At 68.5% G+C, this 18,102-nt stretch carries 11 protein-coding genes; 2 read left to right on the forward strand and 9 right to left on the reverse strand.

Features of this window, described 5'->3' with window-relative positions:
* Positions 1-763: 763 nt before the first annotated feature.
* On the reverse strand, positions 764-1,525 hold the full coding sequence (locus tag ACIBTS_RS14710) for an ATP-binding cassette domain-containing protein (protein WP_399319442.1): 762 nt from the start codon (positions 1,523-1,525) through the stop codon (positions 764-766).
* Positions 1,526-1,768: 243 nt separating this feature from the next.
* Here ACIBTS_RS14710 and ACIBTS_RS14715 point away from each other — a divergent pair, with 243 nt between their 5' ends.
* The gene (locus ACIBTS_RS14715) at positions 1,769-2,740 is read left to right on the forward strand and encodes a substrate-binding domain-containing protein (protein WP_399319444.1); all 972 of its coding nucleotides are present in this window, start codon (positions 1,769-1,771) and stop codon (positions 2,738-2,740) included.
* A gap of 40 nt (positions 2,741-2,780) precedes the next feature.
* On the forward strand, positions 2,781-3,791 hold the full coding sequence (locus tag ACIBTS_RS14720; RefSeq protein WP_399319446.1) for an ABC transporter permease: 1,011 nt from the start codon (positions 2,781-2,783) through the stop codon (positions 3,789-3,791).
* A gap of 697 nt (positions 3,792-4,488) precedes the next feature.
* Here ACIBTS_RS14720 and ACIBTS_RS14725 read toward each other — a convergent pair.
* The 8 genes from ACIBTS_RS14725 to ACIBTS_RS14760 form a co-directional block, all read right to left on the reverse strand.
* Positions 4,489-5,400 carry an alpha/beta hydrolase family esterase gene (locus tag ACIBTS_RS14725; protein ID WP_399319447.1) on the reverse strand — a complete coding sequence of 304 codons (912 nt, stop codon included), beginning with the start codon at positions 5,398-5,400 and terminating at the stop codon, positions 4,489-4,491.
* 111 nt (positions 5,401-5,511) lie between these two features.
* Positions 5,512-6,831 carry a ricin-type beta-trefoil lectin domain protein gene (locus tag ACIBTS_RS14730; RefSeq protein ID WP_399319715.1) on the reverse strand — a complete coding sequence of 440 codons (1,320 nt, stop codon included), beginning with the start codon at positions 6,829-6,831 and terminating at the stop codon, positions 5,512-5,514.
* Between the two features lie 67 nt (positions 6,832-6,898).
* Positions 6,899-8,881 carry an alpha-L-fucosidase gene (locus ACIBTS_RS14735; RefSeq protein WP_399319449.1) on the reverse strand — a complete coding sequence of 661 codons (1,983 nt, stop codon included), beginning with the start codon at positions 8,879-8,881 and terminating at the stop codon, positions 6,899-6,901.
* Positions 8,882-8,950: 69 nt separating this feature from the next.
* Entirely contained in the window at positions 8,951-11,359 is a 2,409-nt protein-coding gene (locus ACIBTS_RS14740; RefSeq protein ID WP_399319450.1) for a ricin-type beta-trefoil lectin domain protein, read from the reverse strand.
* Between the two features lie 78 nt (positions 11,360-11,437).
* Entirely contained in the window at positions 11,438-13,270 is a 1,833-nt protein-coding gene (locus ACIBTS_RS14745) for an RICIN domain-containing protein (RefSeq protein WP_399319451.1), read from the reverse strand.
* A 77-nt stretch (positions 13,271-13,347) separates the two neighbouring features.
* Entirely contained in the window at positions 13,348-14,832 is a 1,485-nt protein-coding gene (locus ACIBTS_RS14750) for an arabinofuranosidase catalytic domain-containing protein (protein WP_399319452.1), read from the reverse strand.
* Positions 14,833-14,901: 69 nt separating this feature from the next.
* A complete protein-coding gene (locus ACIBTS_RS14755; protein ID WP_399319453.1) occupies positions 14,902-16,551 on the reverse strand; it encodes a glycoside hydrolase family 27 protein in 1,650 nt (549 codons plus the stop codon).
* 44 nt (positions 16,552-16,595) lie between these two features.
* Positions 16,596-18,035, reverse strand: a complete 1,440-nt coding sequence (locus ACIBTS_RS14760; RefSeq protein WP_399319455.1) for an arabinofuranosidase catalytic domain-containing protein — start codon at positions 18,033-18,035, stop codon at positions 16,596-16,598.
* Positions 18,036-18,102: the final 67 nt, after the last annotated feature.

Here is an 18,102-nt window from a genome sequence, read left to right on the forward strand (position 1 = left end):
ACGCATCGTTGCGTTCCAGGCAATGCGATACAGGTGTCACGCTCCGACTCCAGGTGAACCGCCCCGGGTTGGCAGCGAGCCAAGTAGCGCCCCTCCTGGACCACTTCCGAGGGGTGCGTCCGGCGCGGTCGAGGTCGGCCGTCCCCCAGTGTCTGGGCCCCGCCCACCACCTCAGTCGCCCTGACCGCAGCCAAGCCCGAACTGCCCGCCCAATACCGGAGGCCGCCCCGACCCACTCGGCCGATACCTGCGACCGCGCCCCCGCCTCGACGCTCACTGCAACTGGGCAAGGTGGCGAACCTGGTCGGATGGCGAATCAGACCATCGGGGGAAAGCCCAACGAATCTTGAGTCGAGTCCGATTTCGTGCCTCGCGCAGGCGGAGGGCGACATCTGGGGCCGCCGGGATCGGCGACGCACCAGGAGCTGGTCTGCGGCTCGGCCATGACCTGCTGACCGGGGCTGCGGGCGTAGAACGCCGCCAGCGTCCCGCAGCGCCTCCGCACGAGACCCCGCACAGCACCTCCCGGTCCGGCAACAGCTTGCGGCCCGCCTACCGAAAGCGACGCCCCGCTGCGTCAGCAACGAACCCACTCGTTGCAGGGGTGGTCCGGCAAGACCCCCCTGACGCACACCAGCCAACTACACTCCGGACGATGCCTCTGACCAGGCCAGACAGTAAAACGTTGCTGGAGTACCAGAACGGGTGGGACAAGCTCAGCACGGCTTTCCGGTCCCGCGTGGGGTTGCGGATCCTGCGTGGGTCAGGGGCTGCTCGAGATCCCTGTGATGGAGGAGATGATCCGGTCCTGAGATGTGGTCGGCACATGGAAGAAACCGTTGTTGTAGCCGAGCCGCAGCACCGCGGCCCGGTCCGCGACGGCCTTGACGTCTCCCATGTTGTGACTGATGAGGATCACCCCGATCCCCTGTTCGCGGAGCTCGTCGACCAGGTCGAGGACATGGCCTGCCTGCTGTGTGCCGAGTGCCGCGGTGGGCTCGTCGAGTAGGAGGGCCTTCGGTTTGCCCAGGAGCGCCCGAGAGATCGCGACCGTCTGCCGCTGGCCCGCCGACAGCGTGGCGACAGGGGTGCGCACGTCGGGGACGCGAATGCCCAGTGCGTCCAGCTGCCGACGTGCCTCCACACGCATGCTGTTCTTGTCCATGTGCCGGAAGAGGCGGCCCAGGGCACCGGGGCTTCTCCGCTCCCGGCCGAGAAAAAGGTTCGCGGCCACATCGAGGCCGTCGCACAGCGCCAGGTTCTGGTACACGGTCGCGATACCGAGGTGTTGGGCGACCTGAGGGGTCCTGATCTGCACCGCCCGGCCCTCCCACTCGATGACGCCGGTGTCGGCCGGTGCGACGCCCGCGATGACCCTGACGAGAGTGGACTTGCCAGCGCCGTTGTCCCCCAGAAGGGCGACGACCTCGCCCGGGTGGACTTCCAGCTCGACGTCCTTGAGGGCCTGCACGGCACCGAACCGCTTGGAGATGCCACGCAGTGCGAGCAGCGGCGAACCGGTCACGCGTACCTCGCCTCCTCCGTGCGGCGGCGCTGAGAGTGCAAGGTCTCGGCGGAAATCCGCCCCGTGGTCAACGGTAGGTCAAAGCTCGCTTACGTTACCTTTCGCAATAATATCGACACATGAGGCAGAGGTGGGGATCGTGGGGCGTTGGGCCGGCCAGAGGAGGGCGTGACCATGACACACGACCGTTCGAGCCGCGAGCGCGCATGTCAGTGGCGTTGCCGACGGAGAGCGGCGCTCCTCATGGCGGGTGGCCTTCTGCTCGGGGCCGCCGGATGCGGCGGGGGGCAGAGCGACAGCGGTGGCACGGGGTCGGGGAAGGTCAAGATCGGCCTCGTGACCAAGACCGAGACCAATCCGTACTTCGTGACTCTGCGCGAGGCCGCCGCGGCGGCGGCGACGGAGAACGACGCCAAGCTCATCGCCCTGGCCGGCCGGTTCGACGGGGACAACGAGGGCCAGGTCGCCGCGATGGAGAGTCTCATCTCCAGCGGTGTGAAGGGCATCCTCATCACCCCGTCGAACGGCACGGGGCTCCTGAGCGCCATCGCGGAGGCCCGCCGACAGGGCATTGCGGTGATCGCGCTGGACTCCACCACCGAGCCGCCGAGCGCGACCGACGCCACCTACGCGACGGACAACGTCAAGGCGGGACGCCTCCAGGGCGCCTACCTCAGGGCTGCTCTCGCCGGCCGGCCGCCCAAGGTGATCATGCTCGACGGCACGGACGACTCCACCGTCAGCGAGCAGCGTCACGAGGGGTTCCTCAAGGGCTTCGGCATCGCGAACGACTCCCCGGCGATTCGCGGACAGGCGAACACCAATGGAGAACGCAATCCGGCACAGGCTGCGACGGAGAACCTTCTGGAGCGCACGAGCGACATCAACACGGTCTACACGATCAACGAGCCGGTGGCGGGCGGCGCCTCCGCGGCCATGGCGGCCCGCGGCCTCACCCAGAAGGTGACCATCGGCTCCATCGACGGCGGGTGCGACGGCGTCCGCGAGGTCCGGTCCGGCAAGTACGCGGCCACGGTCATGCAGTTCCCGGTCAGGATGGCCAGGCGAGGCGTCGACTCGGTCGTCGAGTACGTCAAGAGCGGGAAGAAGCCGCACGGACTCTCGGACACGGGCACTGTACTCATCACCGACAAGCCGGTGGACGGACTGGCGTCTCAGAATACGGACTGGGGACTGAAGCATTGCTGGGGATGACGTACCGACGTCGAGCGATCGAAGGGGATCAGGCTGACCGATGAGAGCATCTGTCACCGGCCACGCCGTCGGAAGTGAACGGCACGCCCGGCTCCGGGAGAGACTGCGGTACGCCCTGCGCACGCCGGCCATCGGCCCTCTCACTGCTCTGTTCATTGCCGTGGTGGTCTTCTGGATCATCACGGATACGTTCCTGACGCCGCAGAACCTCTCGCTGGTGCTCCAGCAGTCCATCGTGATCGGCACTCTGGCACTGGGCCAGTCCCTGATCATCCTCACCGCCGGCATCGACCTCTCGAACGGCGCCATCGCGGTCCTCGGCACGATCGTCATGGCCAAACTCGCCTTCGAAGGCGGCAACCCCGGGGTGGCTCTGCTTCTCGGCTTGGCCGTGGCGACGTTCCTGGGACTGGTGAACGGCCTGCTCGTCGCCCGGCTGGGCTTGCCCCCCTTCATCGTGACCCTGGGCGCCCTGACCGTCGTTTTCGCGGTGAGCAGGCTCTACTCCGATTCGCGTAGCTATCAGGTGACCTCCGATCTGCTCCTGTTCTGGGGGTACGGCATCCAGCTCGGAGCGATGCGCCTCACCTGGGGGACGTTCCTGCTCGTGGGCCTCTACGGGTTATTTTGGTACGTACTTGCCAACACCGCCTGGGGCCGGCACGTCTACGCCGTCGGCGACGCACCCGAGTCCGCCCGCCTGACCGGCATCAACGTGTGGAGCACCGTCCTCTCGGTCTACGTCACCGCCGGATTCCTCTACGGCATCGCCGCCTGGCAGGCCCTCGGCCGGATCGCCAACGCCGACCCGAACGCCTACCAGACGGCCAACCTGGAGAGCATCACCGCCGTCGTGCTCGGCGGCACCAGCTTGTTCGGCGGCCGGGGCAGCATCATCGGCACGCTCATCGGGGCCCTCATCGTCAACGTGCTCCGCTCCGGTCTCACTCAGGCGGGCATCGACAGTCTCTACCAGGATGTCGCGACCGGAACCCTCGTCGTCGTCGCGGTCGGCGTCGACCAGGTCCTGCGGCGAAGCGGCTCACGCTGATGCCAGGGTCCAGGCCGTGCCTGCCGTGGCTCCCCCTGTCCTTCTCAGCAGGTTTCGGCCGCGCCCTGGTGCCGTCACCCGAGACGACATCCAACCTCCGGCGCGTATCGAGTCGGGATCGACACCCCGTTGAGGGCGTCTGGTCGCTGTTGCGGCGTGGCCCACTGGCCGGCACCGCCTTCACCGACGACGGGCACTGGTGAGTAATCCTCGACTCGGCCAGACGCAGTCTCCACGCAAGGCCGTCACCACGCGACCGGTGAGGCACCGCCGAGGCGATCCGGGCATCCCCGTCCACCGGTCCGGACCTGCCGGTCGGGTTTGGGCATCCTCCGGAGGGCTGAGCAGCCTTCACCTTCGAGCCCGCTGGCAAGGTCTGCGCGCCGCCGGGGAGCCTGAAGCCCGCCAAACACACAGCGTTACCGATTCAAGATCCGGACCATTCGCGGACCGAGCATTGGGCAGAGCCTCCGGTTTGCGTCATCTATGCAGGTCAACGTGCGCGGCACCCGTCTACCATCAGTTGACGAAAATTCTTTTGGTGTCCTACTCGGCGAAGAAGCTGGGCTTCTTCCAGAGGCAGCAAGAGGGCGCCTGACCAGCAGATGCCGGTCAGGCGCCCTTCATGGCGCCGGTTCGCCCCCGAAGCGGACAGTGGTGGAGTCAGTCGAGGTTCCGCTTCTGGTTGGTGGCGTTGTTATGTGGTGCCGCCGCTTCCAAGACCGAGGAAGGTGATGGCGTAGGCGAGCATGCCGGGCTGCGGCAGGGTGTGGCCCGTGCCTGCGATGCTGATGCCTTCGACGGGGGACTGTGGGCCGGTGCTGCCGTAGCGGGTGCGGGTCCAGGCCGACTGCGGCCGGTCGGTGGCGGCCGGTCTCTGGCTCAGGGCGTGGAGGTTGGTCCACTGCTTGATCTCCTCGCCGAAGTTGGGATAGGCGAGGGTCGTGTCGGTGGTGCCGTGCCACACCTGCATGCGCGGGTAGCCTCCGGTGTAGCCCGGATACATGGAACGGGCCAGGTCACCCCACTGCTGAGCCGATTTGATGACATTGCCGCCGGAGCACTGGCCGTTCCACTGGGAACCGTCCCTGGTGGCGAAGCAGCCAGCCGGCACCCCGGAGAACGCGGAGGCGGCACTGAAGACATCGGGGTACTCGGCGGCCAGCACATTTGTCATCATGGCTCCCGACGAGAATCCGCTGACGACGATACGGGCCGGGTCGACGTTGTAGCGCTGCCGGGTGTAACCGACCATCGACATGATGCCGGTGGAGTCGCTGCCGCCGTTACGCTTGAGCGCCGCCGGTGACGAGACGTCGAAGCAGTGCCCGTCACGGGTGGCCTCGGGCAGGACGATGATGTAGCCGTACCGCTCGGCGGCGGTGACGTAATCGTGTCCGTTGCCGCCGAAGATGCCCCCCGCCGAGCCCCCGCAGTAGTGGACCAGGACCAGCAGGGCGGGCTTGGACGCCAGGTGGTTGGGCACGTAGAGGTACATGTTGAGGTTGGTGGGGTTGTTCCCGAAGCCGGTCACGCGGGTCAGGCTCGCCGCGGCCGCGGGCTGGGGCGCCAGGAGCGTCAGGGCCGCGACCAGTGGCAGTAACACCATCGTCAGGACCGCGCGCAGAGTGCGTCTCACAAGTGAACCTCGTTTCCGGTGATCGGTATGGGCCGAGAAGCGGCTCGCCCGCCGGCCCTGGGTGGTCAGCCGACGGCGGACTCAGTTCTCCAGGCGCCAGTGCTGGTTGGCACCGCCCGAGCAACTCCACAGCTGGGCTTTCGTGCCGTTGGCGGTTCCCTGGCCGCTGGCGTCCAGGCAGAGCCCCGACTGCACCGCTGTGATCGTGCCGTCGGGTTTGACGTTCCACTGCTGGTCCGCCTGCCCACTGCAGTCCCAGATCGCCGCCGGGGCTCCGTTGCCCGCTGCCTGGCCGACGCCCAGGCACTTGTTGCCGTAGACAACCAGCTGTTTCTCGGCGGTGTAGGTCCAGCGCTGGTTGGAGCCGCCGTTGCAGTCCCACAGCTGTGCCTGCGTGCCGTTGGCCGTGGTGGAGTTGTTGATGTCGAGGCAGCGCCCCGACTGCTGGCCGACGATCTTCTGGTTGCCGGAAGGCTGCGGGTCGGGCGGGGGCGTGCTCGAGCCGAACTGGGTGAAGAACTGCCACACCGCTGCCGAGGTCCAGGTGCGCCAGCCGTCACCGGTGGAACCGTCGATGGGACCGGGGTCGTGGCCCGCCCCGTCGAACGCGGCCCAGACGACGGGGTACCCGGACCTGCACCCGGAGTAGGTGGTGATGATGTGCGTCAGGCTTCCGTTGGCCGGCTCGGGCGGGTTCTGCGGGGTGCAGCCGTTGGCCCGGACGAAGGTGTCGCGCAGTTGCCGTCCGAGTGAGATGGGCAGCACGTTGTCCCTGAGGCCGTGCAGACCCATGTAGGCGATGGGCTGGTTGCCGCCGTTGCATCCGCTGAGGTTCGCGCCGGAGTAGACCGCGACCGCGCGGAAGACCGTCGCCCGGGAGCAGGCGAGGGCGTACGACATCCCGCCGCCGTAGCTGAAGCCGCCGGCGAACAGCTGGGTGGTGTCGACGCACAGGCCCGCTTCGATCTGGTTGACCATGGCGTCGACGAAGGCCACGTCCTGGCCGCCGGGGTTGGCCCAGCCGTTGCCGTTGCCCTGGGGGGCAACGAAGATCGTGCTGTTGTTCGCCTGGTCCGCCAGGCGCCTGAGGCCGTAGTAGGACCAGTTGTACCCGTCCGTTCCGCCCGAGTCGACGTCGTTGGCTGTGCCGCCCCGCCAGTGGAAGCCGAAGATCAGCCGGTAGGGGTGGTTGTTGTCGTAGCCGGCGGGGACCCGCAGGATGTAACTGCGGTTCTGGCCGCCGCTCTGAATCGTGTGGTTACCACTCGTCAGCGCCGGGGCCTTGCCACAGCCGGCGCTCGCCGCGGCGGCCTTCGTGGCCGGCGCTGGTGCGCCGAGGGCGCTGCTGAACGAGGTGCCCGCGGCTGCCAGGACGAGAAGTAGCGCGGCCGCGATGGACATTAAGAGCGGTTTGCGTTTCATGCTCTCCTTCTTCCGTGCTCGGGGGAGGGACAGGGAGCGCCGGTGTTCAGACGGCGGTGATGGTCCATGCGTTGTTGGTGCTGGAGTTCGGCGTCCAGAGCACCGTGGTCGAGCCGGCCGTGGTGCTGCCGCTGCCGTCGAGGGCCGTGCCGGTGCCCCGATTGACGATCTGGTAGCGGTTGTTGCCGAGGCCGGTCAGCGACCACTGCTGGTTGTTGCCGCCGTTCCACGCCTGCTGGCGGGCGGGAGCGCCGTTGGCGGAGTTGCCGTAACTGTCGGCGACCATGCCGTTGGTGCGGTTCACGATGCGGTGGTAGCCGTTACCCAGGTCGATCAGCTGCCACTGCAGGTTGGTGCTCCCGTCGTAGTTCCACTGCTTGAGGTTGGAGCCGGAGGCGACGTTGCCCCCGCTGTCGAGCACCAGTCCGCTGGTCGCATTGGCGATCCTGACCCAGGTGGTGGAGCCGCCCGGCGCGCCCAGGACGGGGATCTCACCGGAGAAGGTGAGCTTGACCGTGTACGCCAGGGCACTGAACGGCGGGTTGGACGAGGGCATGGTGAGGTGCAGGCCGGAGGCGTCCTGGGTCGGTGCGGGCAGGTCGATGTAGGTGCCGGCGGTGTTGTTGAGCAGTTTGGCGCCTGTGAGGCTGCTGAGGTTGATCTGGTTCGAGTTCAGCGTCGTGATGGTCATGGTGCCGCCCTGCCAGCCCAGCGCGGTGGCGTAGAGGACCTTGTTGTCCCGGCTGCGGGTGAACCGGACGTCCTGCGGTTTGCCGGCCACCGGTCCGCTGAACGAGCCTCCGCCCATCTTGGTGGGGCCCTCGCCGTAACTGGACCAGGAGCGGGTGTCGTAGACCGCCTCTCCGAAGCGGCCGAGCCAGTCGCCCATGGCGAGCAGGATGGACTGCTGCCCGGAGGGGATGGTGCCGTCGGCCATCGGGGCGATGTTCAGCAGCATGCTGCCGCCCTTGCTGACCCGGTCGATCAGCGAGTGCAGCAGTGCCTGCGTCGAGTAGTAGCCGATGCCCACCGTGTAGCACCAACTGGAGGAGGAGATGCTGTCGTCGGTCAGCCAGTAGGGGGTGAGCAGCCCAGCGGGGCCACCGCGCTCGAAGTCGAAGACCTCACCCTTGTTGTTGAGGCCGTCCTTGTAGGTCGCGACCACGTCCTTGTTCCATGCGACCGCCTGGTTGTAGTAGTGCGCGAGGAACTGGAGCCGATAGGACTCCTGCACCTGGTTCAGGGCGAAGTCCTGCCAGACCAGGTCCGGCTGGTAGCCGTCGATGATCTCGATCAGCTTGTCGTACCAGAGCTTGTTCTCCGCGGCCGAGCCCTGCTGGCCGTAGAGGATGCGCAGCGTCGGGTCTGACTGGGCCGGCACGTGGTCGTAGTAGCCGTTGAAGTGGTAGGCGTGGTGCAGCGAGGCCATGAACTTCAGTCCCTGCCCGCGGATGGCCTGCGCGTGCAGCCCCACCAGGTCGAGTCTCGGGCCGCGCTGGACCGAGTTCCACGGGTTGGCGCGGCTGTTCCACATGGAGAAGCCGTCGTGGTGCTCGGCGACCGGGCCGGCGAACCTGGCGCCCGCGGCCTTGAACAGCCGGGCCCAGGCCTCCGGGTCCCACTTGCCGCCCTGGGAGACCAGTTTGGGGGCGAACTGAACGAAGTTGCCCGCCTTGTCGCGCGCACCGTCGATGAAGTTGTGGTAGGGCCAGGCCGAGGGGTCGCCGTAGGTGGCCTTGTGGTGGTTGTTCTCGGCCGAACCGCCGATGTACATGTTGCGCGGATACCACTCGTTGCCGAACGCGGGAACGCTGAAGACGCCCCAGTGGTAGTAGATGCCGAACTTGGCGTCCTGGAACCAGGCCGGGGCCGGCGGGTGCTGGTCCACGGAGGACCAGCTCGGGGTGTAGCTGCTGGGGCCGTCGGTCGCGGCGGCCTCGGGGGCGAACCGCAGCAGGCCGAAGGCCGAGGCCGCGCCGGCCGCCGCCAGCAGCCGGCGCCGGCTGAGCGGCAGGGAGGAGGAAGACATGGATGGGTGCCTCTCGGGGGGATGACGGAGGTGGTGCCGGACTCGGTGGTCGTGCAGCCCGTCACCGGATCAGTCGCGTGTCCACTTCTGGTTGCTGCTGCCGTTGCAGGTCCACAGCTGCAGCAGGGTGCCGTTGGCCGTGCCCGCGCCGGTGGCGTCCAGGCACAGGCCGGACTGGACACCGGTGATCGTGCCGTCGGCGTGCAGCGTCCACTTCTGGTTGCTGCCACCGGTGCAGTCCCAGATGTCCACCTTGGTGCCGGGGCTGGTGCCCTGGCCCGCGGCCTCCAGGCAGTCGCTGCCGTAGACGCGCAGCTCAGCGGCCGAGGTGTTCGTCCACTGCTGGTTGCTGCCGCCGTTGCAGTCCCACAGCGCCACCTGGGTGCCGGCCGTGTGCGACTGGTTGGGCACGTCCACGCACCGGCCGGAGGCGGCCCCGACGATCGCGCCGGTCGTACCGCCATCGTTTCCGCCGCTGCCGGGGGTGATGGACAGGTTGTCGAACTGAGCCGTCTCGCCCTGGCTGGTCCCGTAGCCGATCTGCCCGGTCGCCCAGGTGCTGTCGTTCACGGAACCTACCGTGGCACCGTCGGCGACCGCGGTGATCGTGGTGCCGGAGAAGGTGAGACCCAGGGTGTGCCACCGGTTGGTGCCTAGCGCCGCGGTCGTGCCGCGGGCCAGGGTGGAGACGGTGCCGTTGGTGTTGGAGTTCAGGATCGACCAGGCGCCGGTGTCGCTCACCCGCAGGCGGTAGGCGTTCTGCCCTCCGCCGCGGTCGTAGTCGTGCCCGCCCGCACGGCCGATCAGTTCGACGTATCCGGGCTGTTCGAGCATCACGTCCGACGAGACCGTGTAGTTGCCCCAGCCCACGTCACCGAGCAGGGTGTGCGGATCGGTCAGCGAGTCCCAGGTGATCGGCTTCTGCGGGCTCATCTGGCGCACGCACTTGCCGCTGCGGCCGCCGCCGCAGCCCACCACCTCGAACGCGCCCTGCCAGTCCATGAGGTACTTCGCCTCGGTACCGGTGGCGTTGCCGTCGAAGGAGTCGCTGTACGGCAGCTTCAGCGGGGCCTTGGCCGGCCCGGTGGCGGTGCCCTTGCCCTGTCCGGTCGTGGTCGTCAGGGTGTACAGGTGGCCGGGCTGGACGGTGAGGCTGAAACCGCCGCCGGACGGAGTGATGTCCGTGGTGTGCACGAAGTGGTCGGCCGGGTTGCCGGACCTGACGTCGGTGGACCAGACGTGGACGGTCCCGGTGGACAACCCCCCGGTGACGTTGAAGTTCAGCGTCTGGGCGCCGCCGGCATCCATGGTCTCGATGACCGTGGAGTAGTCGGAGTTGTTGGTGGACTTCAGCGAGACGTAGCTGCCGTTGTTGCGGTTGCCGCCGATGTAGCCGCTGGAGGCATCCAGGTAGTGCCACCCCGGCGCGGTGAACTGGCTGGTGTGCGCCATCACCCAGGTGTTCTTGCCGACCGAGTAGGCGCCGGACCACGGCTGCGAGGCCAGAGCGAGACCCATGGTGGGGTACGGCAGGTTCGGTGTGAGCGCTGCGACCACCGGCCAATTGAGGTAGGCGGTCATCCGTCCGTCGATGTACCCACGGTTGATGCCACGGGCCATGGCCTGCGCTCCGCCGTTGTAGTCGTCCGAGCCGTTCTCGCTCGCCCACAGGGGCTTGCCGGACGACAGGGCGGCCGACGGCACCGAGCAGTTGGTCTGGGCCGACCGGTAGCCGCAGGGGTAGTGCGTGCCGATGGCGCTCACCGCGGAGGCAAAGGACGCGTTGGAGTTGATGTCGTTCGCCACGGCCCAGTCCGAGTCGGCTGCGATGATCTTGACGTTGCCGTAGCCGTTGCTGTTGAGCGCGCCGCGCAGCTGCTGGTACCAGGAGACGTTGTAGCCCCGCTCGTTCCATCCGCCGAGGTAGTCGATGCTCAGCCCGTGCTGCTTGGCGCAACCCAGCCACGAGACCAGGTAGTTGACCATGTCGGTGGACCAGAAGTTCCCGCCGCCGATCCAGCCGGGCGCGCCCCAGGCGAGCCCGTACAGCTTGATGTCGGGGTTGCGTGCCTTGGCCTGCTCCATCAGCCACCATTCGTAGCCGCGGTCGCAGTTCAGGTCGGAGCGGGTGTGCTGGTGGCTCGGCTCGGCCCCCGAGGTGGAGTTGGTGTCACCGCCGATCTCGGCCTTGAGGATCTGCAGGGAGGCGCCGTGGCCGGGCCGGAACAGGTAGTCCAGGATCTGGCCGCGCTGGGGCTCGGGATAGTCGATCAGGAGCCTGCTGTTGCCGCCCCCGCCGCTGATCGCGCCGACGCCGTCGAACGTCCGGCCGCCGGACGCGCCGTTGATCGTGATGGAGGTGGCGGCCTGGGCGGGTGCGGCGGCCGTGCCCACGAGGCCGCCGGCGGCCAGGAGGAGGCCCGCGAGCACGGCCGCCACGGCGCGTAGACGCCGTAACAGCCGTCCGTATGCTGACACGGTGGGTTCCTTTCGCAGGTGGGAGGTGCCCCGTGGCCGGTGGTGGCGGATCCGGCGGTAGGGCCCATGGCTGTGTGATCAGCGGACGAAGAAGTCCTGGTTCGAGCCGGGCGCGTTCTTGCACTGCCACTGGTCCAGTTGCCGGCCCGTGGTGCTGCCGGCGCCGTAGACGTCCAGGCACAGACCGCTGTTCTTGTTCTGGAACGCGTAGGAGCCGTCGGACTGCCGCACGGGCAGCCAGAGGCTGGCCGCCGCCGTGCCGGGTGTCTGCTGGACGATGTCCGGGACGCCCGCCGCCGTGGAACTGCCGGCCACCGCCACGTCCAGTGAGGAGTTCTGGGTCCGCAGTTCGCCGTAGCCGCCCGAGGCGGGCACGAACCGGAACTGCTGGTTGCCCTGCCCGTTGCAGGTCCACTGGTCGATCGCGGCACCCGCGTCGGCGGAGTTGCCGTACACGTCCAGGCACAGGTTGTCGTGGGCGACCACGAGTTGGTGGTAGCCGTCGGGGTAGCCGCCGCCTCCTGACGAGGCGGGTGTCAGATAGACGGAGAACGCGTCGTGCGCGCCCTGGAAGGTGATCGGTACGGTGAGCGAGCCGCCCGTGCTGCTCACGTTCTGGTCGTACACCGTCTGCGGGGCGCCCAGGGGCGCCTGGTCGGGGATGCGGTGCACGGTGACGTGCACGCCGGCGTCGCCGGCGAGCCAGGGCAGGGACGCCAGCCCGTTGAAGGTCACGGACATGGCGCCGGTGTACCCGTTGGAGTCGCCGATGACCGCGACCGCGCGCTTGTTCGCGGGGTCCTCGGAGGCCGAGATCGCCGTCGAGCCGACCTGGCCGGAGGTGTCCACGAGGGTGCCGGTCATGTCGGCGTAGTCCCGAAGCGCCCACCAGTTGCCGGTCGGCTGCCAGCTGCCCCCGCTCTGGGTGAGGACTCCGGTCAGGTTCGGGGTGACGCAGCACACCCAGTTGCCGCGCATCGCGTTGGTGTACCCGGACTGCGCGAACCGGGCGAGGTACCAGGCCGTCACCCCGGCGGTCTGCCGGTCGGCCGGCTGGTACTCGTTCGAGGACAGCGGCAGCGGACCGATGCCCGCCGCGGTCAGGGCGCTGTTCAGGGCCCGCGACACACTGACGGGGTCGTCGACATCGCCCTCGTTGTGGTTGGCGATCATGTCCGGCACCGTCCCGGCCGCCTTGACGTGCGCGAGCCAGGTCCGCCATTCGCCCGGGTTGCGCTCCGGGGTGAAGGCGAGTGACGGCCCCACGATCTGCGCCCCGGGGGCGATGCGCCGGATCTCTCGGTAGGCGGTGTCCCACATCTGGAAGTACTGGGCGCTGTTCACGCCCCGGGTCCAGAAGGCGGAGATGTCCGGCTCGTTCCAGATGTCGTAGGAGAACGTGAGCCCCGAGGCCTGTAGCGCTCCCACGGTGGAGTCGATGAAGGTGATCCAGTTGGAGCAGTCGCCGTTGTCGCACGGGTACCTGGTGTTCGACGGCTGGCCGCCGTTCGCGCCGTAGATGTCACTGACGAGCACCTGGTACTGCGCGTGGTAGGGCGGCCTGGTGAGCCGTTTCGCCTGGGCGGTGATCGAGTCGATGTCGGCCCGGGTGGCCGAGCCGTACTGGTAGCCGTCCCTGATCCAGCCGCCGGAGAACCATCCGCCGCCGCGGAAGGCGTTGATCCCCAGCGGCTGGATGTACTGGTCCGCCGGCCGGCTGCCGTCTTCGCTGAAGCCGTAGAGGAACCCCTCCCCCACGCCGGTCGACGGCCCGCGGGTCGACGCCAGGTTCACGCTCAGCGACGTGGCCGAGGCGGCCTGGCTCGGGGCCGGCGACAGCAGCGGCAGCACGAGTGCCAGGAGGCTGCCGGCCAGCAGTGCCAGACGGCCGGGTCTCGCTCTCTTCCTCATCCGATCCTCCTGAGTGGGGCGCCGCTGCGGTGCGGCGCGCGTGCTGGACGGGGCCGGCTCCCGTGTGCCTCACCGGGTCAGTTCAGTGACCATTGCTGGTTGGACTGGCCGTTGCAGGTCCACAGCTGCACGGGGGTGCCGTTGGCGGTGGCGGCGCCCGTCACGTCCAGGCACAGTCCGGAGGGCGCGCTGGTGACGGTGCCGTTGGTGTTGAGCGTCCACTGCTGGTTGCTCTGGCTGTTGCAGGTCCAGGTGATGACCTTGGTGCCGGAGCTGGTGCCCTGCCCGGAGGCGTCCAGGCACAGGCGGCTGCCGCCGGAGTTGACGGTCAGCTCGTGGGCGGCGGTCCGGGACCAGGTCTGGTTCGCGGCGCCGGTGCAGTCCCGGATCTGTGTCTGCGTACCCGCCGTCGTGGACCCGCCCGGCACCTCCAGGCACCGGCCAGCGCCCACCGCGTGCAGCGCACCCGTGGTGCCACCGCCGCCGCTCCCCACCCCGTAGCCGGCAGCGGTGATGGCGGCCTGGACGGCGTTCTCGGTGACGTCGGAGGGGTAACCCGCCGTCATCGCCCCTTCGAAGAACTCGCCCACGCCGTTGGGACTGTTGTCGCCCCCGGTTCCGAGCAGGACCGAGCTGTCGACCTTCATCGGTGAGTAGCCGTTCGGCAGGGGGCCGGAGAAGGTGGTGGTCAGGCCGCCGCTCGTGCCGTTGCCGTACTTGAGAGTGAAGTTGCTGGTGCCGTTGTTCTTCAGCCACGCGCTGACGAACGGGTAGTGCACACCCGGGTTGTTCGGGTCCTTGTTGGAGCCGGTGTTGGTGTGGAACATGCCGTTCTCCAGATCGGCCTCGACCCACGGGCCGCTGCCGGTGCAGCCGTTGAACCAGCAGGCGTTGCCCCAGTAGATGGCGTTCATGGTGGCGTTGCCGGTGTCGGTGTGGGAGTTCTCACCGCTGCCGTAGTCGAAGCAGCACCACTGGTTGGTGTAGTTCGACGAGGTCACCATGTAGATGCCTTCAGGCTGGGACCCGGTGGGTACGCCGCTCGCGTGGTCGATCCGGTAGCCGACGCCGGGGGTGACCTTGACACCGAAGACCTGGTGGCCGGCCGCGGTCACCGGTAGCGCCATGGCGTCCGCTCCGACGTCGGACCCGTTGGGACCGGGGCCCTTCCAGAAGCCGCCCCAGGAGATCGGCATGTCGTTGTGCTTGGTGGTCTGGTCGTAGATCTTCGTGATCGTGCACGACGTGCCCGCGCAGAACGACACCTGGGACGCGGCGTCCGCGTACCCGCCCGCGCCGAGCACCCCGATGTCGCGGTAGCCGTGATCGGAGGACCGCTGGATCTGGTACAGCGGCCCGTTGTACGAGGCGAAGAGCGCCCTGGTCGTGGAGTGCGCCGTCACGCACGGCGTACCGCCCGCCGCGTAGATGTCACAGGGAAGCGACACGTCCGCCGCGAACACGGGCCCCGGTGCGCCGAACGCGGCCAGGACCATCGCCAGGGCGACCAGGAGCACGGCTGGAAACCGCCTTCGCCGGCGACGGGTTGCTGTGTGGAGCATGGAAACCTCCTCTGTCGCGGTGCCGTCGCGCTACGGCACTGAAGCTGCCGGTGACCGTGGGAGGGGGAGTCATCCCAGCGTCCACCGCTGACTGCTGCTGCCGTTGCAGGTCTCCAGCTCGGCCAGGGCTCCGTCAGCCGTGGACCCTCCGATGACGCCCAGGCAAAGGGCGGACTGGACGCCCGTGATCGTGCCGTCGGCGTTCAGCGTCCACTGCTGGTTGGTCTGGCCGTGGCAGTTCCAGATCTCCGCCTTTGTCCCCGGCGTGGTCTGGTTGTTGTAGGCGTCCAGGCACATCTGGCTGCTGCCGGAGTAGACAGTGAGCTGGTGGGACGCGGAGTGCGTCCATGTCTGGTTGGCACCGCCGTGGCAGGCCCAGATCGCCACCTGGGTACCGGCGGTGGTGGTCGAGTTCGGTACGTCCAGGCACTTGCCCGCGCCCACCGCGTGCAGCTCACCGGTCGCGCCGGTGCCGCCGCCGCTGGTACCGCCGGCGACCCGGTACATCACGGTGCCGTGGGCCGGCACCCGGGCGCTGATCGTGCCCGAGGTGGTCGAGGACGCCCCCGACCACAGGTCGGTCAGAGTGTAGGCGGATGCCCCGGTCTTCCCGATCGCGGCCGCGGTGGTGGTGATGGTCGCCGTGGAGCCCGTCTCGTTGAACAGCGCCACCGACACGTCCCCGCCCGCCAGCGGCTTCGCCAGCACGTCCAGGCCGCCCGAGGACGACACCATGGTGCCCTGTTTGCCGAGCGGGTCCTGGTCGACCGCGATCACCCGGGAGTTGGTCAGTGTGGACAGGGTGTCCGCGCTCGCCGAGGGGATGTTGGTGCCCGCGATCAGCGGCGCGGCCATCTCCGCCCAGAGACTGAACTCGCTGCGGCTCTCGGTGGCCGTCATCGAGCCGTTTCCTACTTCCAGCATGTCCGGGTCGTTCCAGTGGCCGGGTCCGGCGTAGGAGGCCAGTCCGACGTTGCTGTGGAAGATCGACAGCATGCTGGAGAAGCTCGGGCTGATGTCCCCGGTGGTGCGCCAGCTGTTGCCCACGTCCGCGCCCCAGGTCCACACGTTCTCCTGGCCCCAGTTGCACAGGCTGTACAGGATCGGCCGGCCGGTGGCCGTCAGGGCGTCACGCATCGCGGTGTACCGGGTCCGCGCCGGCACGCCGTTGTTGTTGCAGTTGTCGTACTTCAGGTAGTCCACGTCCCACGACGCGAACGACCGTGCGTCCGTGGTCTCGTGCCCGAGGCTGCCCGGATACCCCGCACAGGTCGCGGTGCCCGCGTCCTCGTAGATCCCCAGTTTCAGGCCCAGCGAGTGCACGTAGTCCGCGGTGCCCTTGATGCCGTCGGGGAACTTCGCCGGGTCCGGTACCAGGTGGCCGCCGGAGTCGCGGTTGTGGGTCATCCAGCAGTCGTCGATGTTGACGTACGAATAGCCCGCCGCCTGCATGCCGTTGGTGTGCATCGCCTGGGCGGTGGATTTGATCAGCGACTCGGAGACGTTGCAGCCGTACGCGTTCCAGTCGTTGAAGCCCATCTGCGGGGTCGGCGCGAGCCCGTTGCCGAGCGCGGCGGCGGGCGGCGCCGTGCCGAGGGAGAGGAGGGCGCCGGCGATGGTGAGCAGCACGGCCGAGCAGGTGAGCGCCAGGGTTCTGTGCAGCGACAGCAGCGGGGTCGGCGGCCGAAGGCGTCTGGCTCTCACGGTGGTCTTGGGCATACGTCATCGACTCCTGGGCCGAGTTGAGGAGCTGAGCTCTGAGTTCAGCGATAGCCGGCGGCGGTGATGTTGGCCTGCACCGCGTTGTCGGTGGCGTCGGAGGGGTAGCCGGCGACCATGGCTCCCTCGTAGAAGGTGCCGGCGCTCAGGTTGGCGCCGCCGCCGGGCTTGCAGCAGTCGCCGCCGCTGCCCAGGACGATGGCCCCTTGCTTCTTCATGGGGCTGTATCCGCCGGGAAGCCCGCCGTCCCACAGGGTGGTCAGGCTCCCTGACTGGGCGTTGCCACCCTTGAGGGCGAACCTCGACGTGCCGTTGTTCTTCAGCATCGCGGTGACGAACTTGCTCGGAAACGCCCGCTGGTTGGTGTTCCAGGACTGGCTGCCGCCGGAGTACAGGCCCCATTCGAGATCGGCCTGCACCCAGGGACCGCTTCCCGAACAGCCGCCGAACCAGCACTCGGTACCGAAGTTGATCGCGTCCATCGCCCCGGCGGCGTCGGCCTTCCGGGTCGTCTCGCTGTTGCCGTAGTCGAAGCAGCAGCCGGCGTTGACATGGGTGCCGCTGGTCACCATGTACGCCCCTTCGGGCGCGGCACCGGTCGGCACGCCCGTCAGGTGGCCGTCGCGCCAGTAACTGTTTCCGGGGTTGATGTACAGCGAGTACGCCTTGGTGCCCCCAGCGGTCAGCGACTCGGAGGTCGCCTTCGCGGGGCTGCTCTGACTCGACCCCGGGACCTGGGCCGAGCCCTGGTACCACAGGTCGTTGCCGTGTCCGGACTGGTCGCGGACGACCGTGATCACACAGGAGGTGCCCGCGCAGAACGCGTCCTGCGCCGCCGCGTCGGCGAAGCCCCCTCGCGCCAGCACGCCGATGTCCCTGATCGCGTTGTCCGAGGCGCGCCTGACCTGGTACAGGGAGCCGTCGTACGAACCGTAGAGCGCCCGCACCGTGCTGTGCGCGGCCACGCACGGGGTGCTGCCCGCGGCGTAGATGTCGCACGGACCGGACCCGCTGGGCACGGGCGGAGGCGGGGGCGGAGCGGTCGAGATGCTCCACTTCTGGTTGCTCTGGCCTTTGCAGGTCCACAGGATGACCGCGGTGCCGTTGGCCGTGCCGGCTCCGTTGACGTCCAGGCAGAAGCCGGACCGGACACCGGTGACGGACCCGTCAGAGTTCTGTCGCCACATCTGGGTCGCCCGCCCATCGCACGCCCGGATGACCACCGGGCCTCCCGGGGCCGTCCGGTCGTCGTAGGCGTCCACGCACCGGGTGCCGTTCATCGTCCTGAGCTCACCCGCCGCGGTGAACTCGAACGCCTGATTGACCTGGCCGTTGCAGTCCCAGATCTCCAGCGTCGTTCCCGGCGTGTCGACATTGCCCTTGACGTCCAGGCACCGCCCCGACGCCGAGCTCACCAGCGGTGCGGCCGTCGCCGACGCCGACCATGTCGGAGCGGTCACCAGCGACAGGGCGAGCAGTGCCATGACGCCTACGACGGCGGCCGATAAGCGTGGCCGACGGGCCACGGCGCATCCACAGAAGACCCTCAGA

The sequence above is a fragment of the Streptomyces sp. NPDC050121 genome (genome assembly GCF_044460385.1).
In the GTDB taxonomy this organism is placed as follows: Bacteria; Actinomycetota; Actinomycetes; order Streptomycetales; family Streptomycetaceae; genus Streptomyces; species Streptomyces soliscabiei.